This window comes from Bacillus sp. 95MFCvi2.1 (genome assembly GCF_000374965.1).
Classification (GTDB): domain Bacteria; phylum Bacillota; class Bacilli; order Bacillales; family Bacillaceae_G; genus Bacillus_A; species Bacillus_A pseudomycoides.
Genome location: NZ_KB895697.1, coordinates 99108 through 111407, shown reverse-complemented (window position 1 = coordinate 111407; position 12300 = coordinate 99108). Strand labels below are relative to the sequence as shown.

General features: G+C 34.9%; 16 protein-coding genes and 3 pseudogenes. 16 read left to right on the top strand and 3 right to left on the bottom strand.

Annotated features, from left to right (window positions below):
- The 7 genes and pseudogenes from C568_RS0113300 to C568_RS32910 form a co-directional block, all read left to right on the top strand.
- Positions 1-690 (top strand): LutC/YkgG family protein, encoded by a 690-nt coding sequence (locus C568_RS0113300; RefSeq protein ID WP_018781800.1) that lies wholly within the window; start codon positions 1-3, stop codon positions 688-690.
- A gap of 40 nt (positions 691-730) precedes the next feature.
- Positions 731-2080, top strand: coding sequence for an MFS transporter (locus C568_RS0113295; protein ID WP_095995506.1), 1350 nt, complete (start codon positions 731-733; stop codon positions 2078-2080).
- A 130-nt stretch (positions 2081-2210) separates the two neighbouring features.
- Positions 2211-2336, top strand: a complete 126-nt coding sequence (locus C568_RS0113290) for a MerR family DNA-binding transcriptional regulator (protein WP_029427269.1) — start codon at positions 2211-2213, stop codon at positions 2334-2336.
- A 16-nt stretch (positions 2337-2352) separates the two neighbouring features.
- A complete protein-coding gene (locus tag C568_RS32915; RefSeq protein WP_231398750.1) occupies positions 2353-2511 on the top strand; it encodes a hypothetical protein in 159 nt (52 codons plus the stop codon).
- Position 2512: 1 nt separating this feature from the next.
- The gene (locus C568_RS0113285) at positions 2513-2794 is read left to right on the top strand and encodes a MazG nucleotide pyrophosphohydrolase domain-containing protein (RefSeq protein ID WP_006095256.1); all 282 of its coding nucleotides are present in this window, start codon (positions 2513-2515) and stop codon (positions 2792-2794) included.
- A gap of 84 nt (positions 2795-2878) precedes the next feature.
- Entirely contained in the window at positions 2879-3544 is a 666-nt protein-coding gene (locus tag C568_RS0113280; protein ID WP_003198733.1) for an HAD family hydrolase, read from the top strand.
- 199 nt (positions 3545-3743) lie between these two features.
- Positions 3744-3954 (top strand): annotated as a pseudogene (locus C568_RS32910) (subclass B1 metallo-beta-lactamase); the annotation flags it as partial.
- 44 nt (positions 3955-3998) lie between these two features.
- Here C568_RS32910 and C568_RS0113275 read toward each other — a convergent pair.
- A complete protein-coding gene (locus C568_RS0113275) occupies positions 3999-4322 on the bottom strand; it encodes a winged helix-turn-helix transcriptional regulator (RefSeq protein WP_003207774.1) in 324 nt (107 codons plus the stop codon).
- Positions 4323-4446: 124 nt separating this feature from the next.
- On the opposite strand from C568_RS0113275, the gene C568_RS0113270 reads away from it, so the two are divergent.
- The gene (locus C568_RS0113270; RefSeq protein ID WP_018781798.1) at positions 4447-4977 is read left to right on the top strand and encodes an NAD(P)H-dependent oxidoreductase; all 531 of its coding nucleotides are present in this window, start codon (positions 4447-4449) and stop codon (positions 4975-4977) included.
- Positions 4978-5140: 163 nt separating this feature from the next.
- Here C568_RS0113270 and C568_RS0113265 read toward each other — a convergent pair whose 3' ends face one another.
- Positions 5141-5560, bottom strand: coding sequence for a VOC family protein (locus C568_RS0113265; RefSeq protein ID WP_018781797.1), 420 nt, complete (start codon positions 5558-5560; stop codon positions 5141-5143).
- A 407-nt stretch (positions 5561-5967) separates the two neighbouring features.
- On the opposite strand from C568_RS0113265, the pseudogene C568_RS31930 reads away from it, so the two are divergent.
- The 3 genes and pseudogenes from C568_RS31930 (at position 5968) to C568_RS0113250 (ending at position 8159) form a co-directional block, all read left to right on the top strand.
- Positions 5968-6416: pseudogene (locus tag C568_RS31930) on the top strand (GNAT family N-acetyltransferase).
- 58 nt (positions 6417-6474) lie between these two features.
- On the top strand, positions 6475-7242 hold the full coding sequence (locus C568_RS0113255; protein ID WP_018781794.1) for a GNAT family N-acetyltransferase: 768 nt from the start codon (positions 6475-6477) through the stop codon (positions 7240-7242).
- Between the two features lie 17 nt (positions 7243-7259).
- Positions 7260-8159, top strand: coding sequence for a PhzF family phenazine biosynthesis protein (locus tag C568_RS0113250; RefSeq protein ID WP_003207769.1), 900 nt, complete (start codon positions 7260-7262; stop codon positions 8157-8159).
- Positions 8160-8188: 29 nt separating this feature from the next.
- Here C568_RS0113250 and C568_RS0113245 read toward each other — a convergent pair whose 3' ends face one another.
- Positions 8189-8398, bottom strand: a complete 210-nt coding sequence (locus C568_RS0113245) for a hypothetical protein (RefSeq protein WP_003198717.1) — start codon at positions 8396-8398, stop codon at positions 8189-8191.
- 177 nt (positions 8399-8575) lie between these two features.
- Between C568_RS0113245 and C568_RS31925 the strand changes: the two are divergent.
- The 5 genes and pseudogenes from C568_RS31925 to C568_RS0113220 all read left to right on the top strand — a co-directional run bounded on the left by C568_RS31925 (position 8576) and on the right by C568_RS0113220 (position 12280).
- Positions 8576-9315 (top strand): annotated as a pseudogene (locus C568_RS31925) (Nif3-like dinuclear metal center hexameric protein).
- Between the two features lie 8 nt (positions 9316-9323).
- Positions 9324-9821 carry an NUDIX domain-containing protein gene (locus C568_RS0113235; protein ID WP_018781793.1) on the top strand — a complete coding sequence of 166 codons (498 nt, stop codon included), beginning with the start codon at positions 9324-9326 and terminating at the stop codon, positions 9819-9821.
- A gap of 125 nt (positions 9822-9946) precedes the next feature.
- Positions 9947-10798, top strand: a complete 852-nt coding sequence (locus C568_RS0113230) for an aminoglycoside phosphotransferase family protein (RefSeq protein ID WP_018781792.1) — start codon at positions 9947-9949, stop codon at positions 10796-10798.
- 73 nt (positions 10799-10871) lie between these two features.
- A complete protein-coding gene (locus tag C568_RS0113225; protein ID WP_029427265.1) occupies positions 10872-11696 on the top strand; it encodes an MBL fold metallo-hydrolase in 825 nt (274 codons plus the stop codon).
- Between the two features lie 14 nt (positions 11697-11710).
- Positions 11711-12280 (top strand): SGNH/GDSL hydrolase family protein, encoded by a 570-nt coding sequence (locus C568_RS0113220; RefSeq protein WP_018781790.1) that lies wholly within the window; start codon positions 11711-11713, stop codon positions 12278-12280.
- Positions 12281-12300 lie beyond the last annotated feature (20 nt).

Below are 12300 nucleotides of genomic sequence, written 5' to 3'. Positions count from 1 at the left end.
ATGACGGATGTACAAGAATCTTTTTTAAACAATATCGCACGTAAACTAGGGCGAAATCGTCGCTCCGGGATAACTCCTCCTAAGTGGAATAACGATCCACTTAGGTATTTTTCTAAAGAGATAGATCACGAGAGTTTAGTAGAACAGTTTATTGCAAACTTGAATGCATTACATACAGAAGTAAGTCATATATACCGCTCAGAAATAGAGAATGCCCTTCAGTATGTTGCAGGAAAATTTGATGTTCAATCTGCGGTGTACTGGGATGATGATAGATTACACCAGCTTGAAATAGGAAAGTATTTAACAAAAAATTTCGTTTCTTATCGAATTTGGCAGAATAAAGAAGATGAAAGAGAACTACGAGACTATGTAGCTCGAGTTGATATGGGAATTACATATGCCGAAATGGGGCTAGCTGAAACTGGAACAGTTGTTTTGTGGAATGGTGGTGGGCGTGGACGTTTAGTTAGTGTTTTGCCGCCAGTTTATGTAGTGATCCTTTCGGAACATACAATTTATAGACGTTTGACAGAAGGAGTGATTGCAGTGCATGAACACGTTCCAAATGGATTACCTGCTTGTATTAATTTTATAACTGGTCCAAGCCGGACGGGTGATATTGAAATGGAATTAGCTTTTGGAGTTCATGGTCCTGGAAAGGTTCATGTCATTTTATTAAAGGATTAGAGAGAGAAATAAAAGTATACGAGGGGGAGTGAGGAGTTTGATGAAGAATAAATTCCGCTATTATGTTTTTGCGATGCTTACGTTAATTACGATGGTGAATTATATTGATCGTGGGGCCATTGCTTATGCACAGTCTTTTATTATAAAAGAATATGGATTTGACCCGAAAGAATGGGGAGCTATATTAGGCTATTTTGGTTACGGTTACATGCTTGGTTCTTTATTAGGAGGTATTTTTTCGGATAAAAAAGGACCAAAGTTTGTATGGATTGTAGCAGCAACCGCTTGGTCTATTTTTGAAATTGCGACCGCTTTTGCTGGAGAAATAGGGATGGCTATTTTTGGTGGCTCTGCTTTAGCAGGATTTGCTCTGTTCCGAGTTTTATTTGGATTCACAGAAGGTCCATCTTTCGTGGTTTCGAATAAGACAGCAGCAAACTGGGCAGCGCCAAAAGAAAGAGCTTTTCTAACATCCCTTGGTTTTGTTGGTGTTCCGTTAGGCGCAGTATTAACTGCACCAGTAGCGGTTATGTTACTCTCTTTTACAAGTTGGAAAATGATGTTTTTCATCCTTGGTGCAATTGGGATTGTATGGGCGATTATTTGGTATTTTACTTTTACAAATATGCCTGAAGATCATCCGCGAGTGACGAAAGAAGAACTAGCTGAAATTCGTAGCTCTGAAGGTGTGCTTCAATCAGTAAAAGTAGAGAAAGGGATCCAAAAAGAGCCGTGGTATTCTTTTTTTAAAGTTCCGACATTCGTCATGGTTACGTTAGCGTATTTTTGCTTTCAATATATCAATTTCTTAATATTAACTTGGACACCGAAATATCTGCAAGATGTATTCCATTTTCAATTATCTTCTCTTTGGTATCTTGGCATGATTCCTTGGCTTGGAGCTTGTATTACATTACCGTTAGGGGCGAAGCTATCCGATCGTATTTTACGTAAAACAGGAAATCTTCGTTTAGCTCGAACAGGATTGCCGATTATCGCTTTATTCCTTACAGCGGTTTGCTTTAGTTTCATTCCAGCGATGGATAATTATGTAGCTGTATTAGCACTTATGTCACTTGGGAATGCATTTGCTTTTTTACCAAGTTCATTATTTTGGGCAATCATTGTCGACACAGCTCCTGTTCAAGCAGGAACCTATAGTGGAATTATGCATTTTATTGCGAATATCGCGACAATCTTAGCCCCGACCTTAACTGGATACTTAGTTGTAAGTTATGGCTATCCTTCTATGTTTATCGTAGCGGCCATTTTGGCCGCTATAGCAATGGGAGCGATGTTATTTGTGAAGCCAGGGCAGCAAACTAAGGCTGAAAGTTTGTTCAATTGGAAGAGTAAGGAGAGATTGGAGGAGCCTCGTACAAATATTTAAATGATTAGAATAAGTGGTGTAAAAAACGAGTTGTATACAAACTCGTTTTTTATTTGTCTGAAACGAATGTTTTCTATAGTAAAATATGAATTAAGTAGGAAAAAATTGAAAATAAAGGCTGGGATCGTACATGTATACAGTTGGACAGTTTTCAACAATATGTGGTGTATCTATTAAAACGTTACATCACTATGATGCAATTCATCTTGTAAAACCTTTGCATACTGATTCTGTAACAGGGTATTTTATCGAATAGTAAAGAGCATGTATGTTTGAATCTGAAAAAATATAATTTTGGGACATTATATTCGGTCGTGTATGAGTTAAATAATTTGAGAATCCATCGTGCAGAAGGACAACCGAATCGTTGTAAATATAAAGAAGATAAAAGATTGGTAGAAGAAATTTATAAAAAGAGAAGGGGAATATAAAGTGAAGCTTTCTGAATTTCAGCAGTATGTATCAAATTTTAGTAAAGAAAAAGGGTTTGCGGATACGACAATTGAGGAGCGTACAATGTATTTGATGGCTGAACTAGGGGAACTAACAGAAGCGGTATTAAGGCGAAATGATGATGATAATATAAAAAGAGAAATAGGCTTAGAAATGTTTGATGTAATTTGGAATGTGTGTGATTTAGCGAATAAATTAGAAATTGATTTAGAGGAAGCATTTCAGGAAAAGATGGAAATCAATCGAGATAGAGAGTGGTAAAGATAGAAAGTGTGGATGGTATGACGCTAACATGAGATAATAGAGAAAAGAATGCAATAGGTAGGATTGTAATGGAGGAAGAAAGTGAACTTAAAATATAAATGTTTAATACTAGATCATGATGATACAGCAGTAAAAAGTACACCGGATATACATTATCCATCATTTGTAGAAGCTTTAAAAGATTTAAGACCTAATGAAACGCCATTATCATTAGAAGAGTTTGTTTCAAATTGTTTTCATCCTGGTTTTTTGAGTTTATGTAAAGATATTATTCGTTTTACACCAGAAGAGCAAGAGCACCAACAAAAAGTTTGGAAAAAATACACCGAATCGAAAATTCCAGACTTTTATGAAGGGTTTCCTGAATTGGTACGGGAGTTCAAGAGACAGGGCGGAATTGTAACGGTTGTTTCTCACTCTGAAAGTAGTCGCATTAAGAGGGATTATGAAAAGCATTGTGGATTTGTCCCAGATGCAGTGTTTGGATGGGAGTTAGAAGAAAATCAGAGAAAGCCACATCCGTATCCAGTGAAAAAGATTTTGTCTATGTTTCATCTACATGAAGATGAAGTCATCGTATTAGATGACTTGAAGCCTGCACTAGAAATGGCAAAGAGCTGCAACGTTACATTTGCAGCAGCTGGTTGGTCGCATCATATTCCGAAAATTAGAAAGCGAATGGAAGAGGAATCAGATTATTATTTTGAGAGTGTAGAGAAGTTTAAAGAATTTATCTTTAATGAGTAAAGAGGAGAAAGAACTTGGGAAACACCAAGTTCTTTTTTTATGCTACATCACAGATATTAGAATAATTGTAGGTGTTCTATTGAACAAATAGCACATTTCAAGAGTGAATAAATTATGTAATTGTACGATTAGAAAAGTATGAAGATAAGAAGATCCCGTTAGTTTTTGTTAATTTTTGTATGCATAGCTTTATTAGGAGGAAGACAATATAACAGTATGGCTCCCTCAATATAATATTCTTTTTGGAGGTTGTTTAGTAAAATCAACAGGTGCGAAAGATTTAGGGAATGTTGCGGATGCATACGTAGATGAATCGATATGAAAATATAAAATCAGTTATACCAGGGCATGGAGATGTAGGAGATAAAAGTTTGCTTTCTCATACGTTAGAGTTATTACAAATAAAATAGAGAAATTGAAAGAGTGATAGAAAAGAACCCTTTGCAGGGTTCTTTTATTTTGATAATCTTTTGACTTGATGATCTTTTCCCCATTCACACAGTTCATTCATAATTTGAATTAAAGATTTTCCGTATTCGCTTATTGTGTATTCAACTCTTGGTGGAACTTCTTGATATACAGTACGATGGATAATCCCATCAGCTTCAAGTTGTCGCAATTGTTGCGTCAGAACTTTTTGTGTAATATCTGGGATCGCACGTTTCAGTTCGTGTGTCCGCTGCTTTCCGTTCATGAGAATGCATAAAATACTACTCTTCCATTTTCCTCCGATGACTTCAAGGGTAGTAGCGATAGGGAAGTTCTGATTCATCTTCATATTACACCTCCATAGGTACTTTGAGGTTCCTATAGCACCTGAAAGTACGTACTTTTCAATTATATGTAACTAATACATACTAATACTAAAGGATTTCATTTATTTATAAGGGGGAAGGGAATTTATGAAAACACTTGTAATTGTAGCACATCCAGATATTGAAAAATCAAGAATTAATAAAAGATGGATAGAAGAACTGGAGAAATATTCGAATGAGATAACAGTACATGAATTGTATAAAGCAGCTCCTAATTGGGAATTCGATATTGAGTATGAACAAAGGTTATTATTAGAACACGATCGTTACATATTTCAATTTCCGTTCTATTGGTATAGTTCACCACCATTATTAAAAAAGTGGTTTGATGATGTGCTGACGTACGGTTTTGCATATGGTTCTACAGGGGATAAAGTACGTAATAAAGAATTTGGTTTGGCAATTTCTATAGGGGGATTAGAAACGCAGTATAAAGATGGGTTTACAATGAACGAACTAACAAAACCATTTCAGGCAACTTGTCTATACACAGGAATGAAGTTCATACCAACATTTACGTTGTATGGAGCAGAATACCAACTAAAGGATGAAGATATCGAAAGAAGTGCAGCTGAGTATATTAACTATATTATGAATAAAAGTAATCTTTATATATGATTTAAAAATATCCCGATCCTTTATAGGTATCGGGATATTTTTATTGGTTTGAAATAAAGTTTGAACAGAATGGATTCCAATATAAAAAATCGCCGGATAGAAAAAAGAGGGACCTTTTTCATAATTACTTCATATGAGTTATGACTTGTTCGGTTGAAAGTTGTTATGTAAGGGGTGTGTCATTGGCTTTTGAAACTTTCTTACCATCTTTATAGTCAAGACAAGAAACTTCAATTAATAAACCATTAAATACTGTAAAATAAAATCCATAACTACTACCTCTCATTGTATAAGGTTCCTTGTCTATTTCCATGCCTCCAGCTACTAAGCGATTATATGCTTGATTAACTTCACTTGAAGTTTCCACTAAAAATCCAATATGAAAAGCTTCAGGATATCTAACAGCCTTTTGCCCTTTGAATGCTTTCGGATCACTTAACACGAGAATAAATCCATTCTCATCACTCATTACTACAAGAGCCTTTCCTTTTTGTTCTAAAAATTGAAAATCAAAAAATGTCTCAAAGAAATGTCTAGCTTCTGATAAATCATCAACACATAGATTTAAATGGTTTAACCTCATTCAATCATCTCCTTTTAAACAGGAAATCCCTATATTAGTAACATTTGAAAGGGAATAGACAAGTATTTGAATGTTATGGTCATGGCTTTCTGTGTAGTTATAGTTAAGGCAACTAGACTATATATATGCTATGTAACATCATAATTATTCTATTCGTACCTTTTGATCTTTACTAGAAATAGAACAACAAACTAGTGAATCTATTCTTGCTAACCCTATACAGGGGTTAGCGGTTAGAATGGGGGGGGAATAATGAGAAGTGAACAAGAAATGATGAATATGTTTATTAATTTACTAAATTCTGTATTTCATTTAAAATAATAAAGAAAATTCTAATAATATGAATTATTTGGCGGGAAGTATGATTCGTAAATTTCAGTCTTTGAGTATAAAGGAAGAGATAAAAATTGAAACAGCCATTGTTACAAGTAGAAACTGAAAGGCTTATGATCCGTCCTGTTCTAAAAGAAGATTATATAAGTTGGTATGAAGGTTTCAACAATCGTTTACCATCTCAATATAAGTATGATGATGGTTATCGATATATGTCGTTTTCAACAAAAGAATGGTTTACCGAATGGATTATCAATGGGCGATGATAGGGTATTCAATCCATAATCAGTACGGGAAAATGGGCTATGGCTTAGAAAGTGTACGGGCCGCTATGGACTTATTCTTTGATCATCTTAAATTCCATCGCATTGAACTGCATATAAATGTTGATAACGAGCCATCGATTCGTCTGGCGGAAAGAGCAGGATTCGTTTTTGAATGTACAAGAAAAGCGTTTTCTCTTGAGAACGGAAAATGGACTGAGTATTTAATTTATTATAAAAATCGTCCTGAAGAGGTTTGATCCATCTGTAGGAGAGATAGATTGGTAGTTTCAATTTTTGTATAGAAAGGTGAACATAATGTACAATCTTACAACTATTCAAAACATATTTGGCCCCTCGAAAAAAGTATTAAATGGTTTGCCAAATGCAGTAACAATTGAAGAAATGGATGAAGATTCTTTTTATGATGCTCAAAATTATAAAGAGCAGATAAAAAAGTTTGAAGAGCTTTGTTCAAATTGGAATGTAAAAAGAGCAAGCATTTTACTAGATAAAAGTTTCAACAGTTATACTCTGAGTGCAAAAGTGTTACGTGAATTTGGCTTTGAGCTTTATGCAGCGAAAATAGAGGTGTTTTGTAAGCTTTCGGATAGCGTAACTCTAGAAAAACAGTATGATTTTTGCTCTATAGACGTAGGGACGTTGTCTGAAGAGGAATTTAAGTCGCTTTGGGAACGATGTATGTCAGATTCGGACAACAAATCATCAAGTCTTAACATTAATGAACATTTTCATGCTATACAAACAGAATTAGGTAAGGGGGGGGGGAAATCATGTATTGCTTTTTATGATAAAGAGCAACCGATTGGAATATCCATTCCTCATATTGAACCTGGTACGAAGAATGAAGGTCGATTATTTTATTTTGGACTATTGCCGGAGGAACGTGGAAAAGGACTTAGTGCTCATATCCATCTTCAATCTTTATACATGTTAGAACAGATGGGGGCTACTTATTATATTGGAAGTACTCATATGACAAATGAAAAAATGCAAAAGGTTTTTTGGAAAAACGGATGCTCTATAAGGACAGAAACGGAATTGTATTGCAAAATATTTAAATAAATTCAGGAGATGAGAAAATGAAGGAAATAAAAGTTTTCCATTATGATGCATTTAGTACAAAGCCGAATATGGGAAATCCAGCTGGGCTTGTAATAGATGCAGAAGGATTAACTAATGATGAAATGCAGCTTATTGCAAAAAAAGTAGGATTTAACGAAACGTCTTTTGTGCTTCCTTCGAATGTAGCGGATATAAGGATCCGTTATTTTACACCAGGGCATGAAATGAATCTTTGCGGACATGCGACAGTAGGAACTATATTTGCACTTCACGAAAGAGGGCTACTGAAGGGGAAACGAAATCTCACAATCGAAACGAAAGCGAGTGTTTTACCAGTACATATAGATATAGATGAAAATGGAGAATCATTTATTAAAATGAGACAAACGGCGCCACAGTTTCAAAAGTTTGATGGTTCCATTGAAGAGCTAGCGCACAGCATTGGACTTCATGGGAATGATTTAGATGAAACGCTACCAATTGTGTATGGGAGTACTGGAATTTGGACTTTATTAGTTCCAATTAAAACGTTGGATGCTTTTCAAAGAATGAAACCAAATAATGAAGAGTTTCCATCTATTCTAAAAGAAGTACCGAAGGCATCGATTCATCCTCTTTGTTTAGAGACGTATGATGAAGCAGCACATATGCATGGCCGTCATTTTTCATCACCTTATTCTGGAACGATAGAAGACCCAGTGACGGGAACTGCTTCTGGGGTAATGGGAGCTTACTATGCTAAGTTTTTGAAAAAAGATTTTAATAGTGAAATGAAATTCATTGTGGAACAAGGGCAAGAAATGAATAAAGATGGTCGGGTCGCTGTTTATGTAACAAAGAAGCAGGAAGATGAGTCCCTACAAATTGAGATTTCTGGAACTGCAGTGTATGTAAAAGAATTTCAAATTTCGATTTGAAAAAAGTCCGGTCATATACCGAACTTTTTTCATCTGTTTAAAACTTCAATAAAAGAGGCATTTCCATTTTGTCTCATTACAGAATGAAAATTGTTATTTTCTAACGTTTCGGCAACCTGTTTTAACTGTCTCACATCATCATGATGAATTAGTAAACTATCTGCTCCGCTTTCTTCAATGTGGAGATGCTCAACCTTACCGATAGCCTCATTTACAGCTTGTAAAAAATCGGGTTTCATATATATCCTCCTAATATGTACAGGTATTTTTTTATAGCATGCCCGTATTTATCAAAATTAAAAGTTGGCGGGAATACAAGAAGGGCTCATTGTTTCATACTTCTAATTCGAAGCAGGTTTTCATTACGTGAAAATAAAATATATATGAGGGAAAGAAGTGTGAAAAGGAGAATTGAAATGAATATAGCAGGGTTTAAAAATTCGATTGAAATGTTATTTGGAGAGCATCTTCATAAATATGGTGATGATGAATATGGCTTAGCAAAGAGGAATTTTGTAAAATAGGTTATACAACGAACCTAACGCTGGAAACAATCGAAGAAGCACGGGTAAATCAAGTCGATATGATCATTACACATCATGCACCGTGGAGCTTTTTATTCGGTATGGAAGAATCTTGTGTTGAGAAATTAAAAGAATATGAAATCAATCATTTTTGGATACACTTACCTTTAGATTTTGTGAATTTTGGAACTTGCACTTCATTATTTAACGAAATTGAGATTGATAAAATACTCGAATATTCTTCGTATGAGGAAGAAGAGTTACCTGGGATTGGAGAATATGAATCTCCTATTTTATTGTATGATTTAGTGGAAAGAGTAGAAGAGAGATTAGAGGAAAAGGTAAAAGCGTGGAAGAATCATAATCGTCCGGTGAAACGAGTAGCAATCTTAACAGGAGCAGGGAACAACACAAATATTATAAAAAGAGCATTGGAAAAAGGTTGCGATACATATATAACGGGAGAGAAAACGTTATATACAGTTCAATATGCAAAATTTAAGGGAATCAATCTTATTGTTGGTAGTCATACGTTTACGGAAGTTTTTGGAGTGGAAAGTTTAGCTTATAAATTAAAAGAGCTGAATCGGGCATTAGAAATTACTAGATTATATGAAGAGCATTTGGAGTGAGGGAGAGAATGCCAACGATATACGCGAACTATGGGGAATCAAGGGTGAAGTTAACATGGCTAAAAGCAAATACATTACCAGATTATGAAGGGATTACGAGTGTCCATGGTTTTTGTTTTTATAAAGATAAGGTTGTATTAATAGATCATCATAGTCGTAGTTGGGATTTTCCTGGAGGGCATCTTGAACAGAAGGAAACGCCAGAAGAATGTTTTCAGAGAGAGGCATGGGAAGAAGGGTATGTGAAAGGGGAATGTACCTTGCTTGGATATATCATTGTAGACCATAGTGAAAATCCAAATTGGAATGAAAATGATTCATATCCCAAAATAGGATATCAACCGTTTTACCGGATGGATATTACAGAAGTTCATGATTTTAATGGAGAGTATGAATCGAATAGAAGAATATTTGTGAAGCCGAGCGAGGTTACATTGTATTATCCAAAGTGGAATGAGATTTATGATGAAATAGTAGCTGCTGCATTATTGGTTTCAGAAAGATAGAGATTCCTTCTTTTATAATATAAGGATTTTTAAAGGTTTTTTCTTATATTTGTCAAATAATTATAAAGTCGTTTCATTTAATAGTAGTGATATTCAAGTACGGGTGCAGAATAGGAATGAGAAAAATGAATATTTCGGAAATTATTGAACAATTGGTTGTTAATGAAGTTATTACTGATTATCCGAAAGGGTACAAAAAATTAACTGGCGGTACTACAAGTAGACTGTATCTTCTAGAAGGAAAAGAGCAGTGTGTTGTAAAGTTGAATGAACCAAAGGTCATTGAAGAAGAAGCGTATTTTCTTGATTTTTATGAAAATGAAAGTATATTTCCTAAGCTTTTGTATATAGACCCGCTCAATAGATATATGGTCTATTCATTTATCCCTGGTTCCACAAGTTATCATGCTCGGGATAAAAGAGATATTCTTTGTACACTTGTACAGAAAGTGATTGATAGATATAAACCAGCTATGAGTATGGATCAGTGGGGATGGAAAGAAGGACCGGTAGACTCTCGGCAGGATTTTCTTTTAAACAGAGTGATGGAGGCTAATGAGAATGTTAAATCTTACATTACACAAGAAGAGTTTCATAGTGTTCTTAAATTAGTACACAGTCCAAATAGAACGGCACATAGCAATCAACCATATGTATTACATGGGGATTGTGGATTCCATAATTTTATATTTAAGGAGCATAAATTATATGGTGTGATTGATCCTTTGCCAGTTTTGGGAGATCCAATATATGATTTAATTTATGCATTTTGTTCGACGCCTGAAGATTTAACGAAAGAAACTATAGACTATGTAGTAGAACAATGTGTATTTCATAAGAATACAAAGGGAAAAGTTTTATATGAAGAAGTACTAATAGGGTTGTACCTTCGATTAGAAACTTGTATCAGGCATCATCCTGAAGATTTAGAAGCCTATTTAATAGCATGGCGTTATTGGATAAATGAGCTTCAGTAAAGAAATAAAATGCTTTATTTTTAGAATAACAGCTTAAAAGAATCGAAAACAAAAAGGGGATAGGAGAATGATTATGAAAAACTTTATTTGTACAACATGTGGCGTACAATATGCAGCAAGTGTAGAAGAACCAGTGAATTGTATGATTTGCAATGAGGAGAGACAGTATATTAATCCGAAAGGTCAATCTTGGACAACACTGGAGGATTTACAAGAGAGTAATACATATAAAAATGAAATCATTGAAGAAGAAACAGGGCTTTATAGTATTACAACAAAACCAGAATTTGCGATTGGCCAAACAACTTATTTGGTAAAAACAGATTCATATAATTTATTATGGGACTGTATTACTTATTTTGATGAAAATACAATTGAAAAGGTAAAAGAATTAGGAGGGTTAGATGCGATTGCGTTATCCCATCCACACTATTATTCTACTCAAGTTGAATGGGCAGAACGGTTCGATGTACCAATCTATATACATGAAGATGATAAACAGTGGGTTATGCGTCCGAGTAAACATATTGTTTTTTGGTCAGGAGAATCATTGCAATTAGCTGATGGACTCACTATACATCGTCTAGGCGGACATTTTAAAGGTGGTTCTATTTTACACTGGTCACAGGGGAGTGAAGGGAAAGGGATTTTATTAACAGGCGATATTATTCAAGTTGTAGCGGACCAGCAGTGGGTGAGCTTTATGTACAGCTATCCAAATTTAATTCCGTTACCAGCAAATAAAGTTGAAGAAATGGCTAAAAGAGTAAAGTCATTGCCTTTTAATCGTTTATACAACGCTTTTCACCGAGTAGTAAAAGATGATGCAAATGAGGCGGTTCAGCGTTCGGCACAGCGCTATATTTCAGCCTTAGAAGGGGAATTATTTCATACATAAAAGGGGAAACGGAAATGAACACATTAGTATGTTTTGGTGATAGTATTACAGATGGTGAAATATTCTGGAATGGCGAACCTAGATTAACTCCGCGTTTACAAGATTTATTTCCTGATTGGAAAATAGTAAATGCAGGTGTTTCTGGTGATAATACGTTCGATGCTTTGAGAAGAATAGAAGAAGATGTGTTATCTTATGAGCCGACATTTGTAACGGTCTTTTTTGGCGCAAATGATGCGGCATTTCATAAACAAGTATCACTACAAGAATATGAAGAGAATTTAATTGAGATTGTGAAAAAAATCTCACCAGAAAAGGTGCTGCTAATTAGCCCGGCACCAGTGGATGAGGAAAGACAGCACGCAAGAACAAATGAAGTACTATCACAGTATGCAAAAGTGGTGGAAGAAGTGGCAAAACAAACAGGAAGTTATTTTCTTGATTTACATTCTCATATGATTCAAGAATTAGAGTATAAGAAGTTTGTAGAAAATGAAGATCGTGATGGGCTGCATTTTGGAGAGACTGGCTATGAATACTTATCAGCGTTAATCGGGGAGAAGTTAAAAGGAATTTTAGAATAAACGGTGGAAAAGAAAAAGCA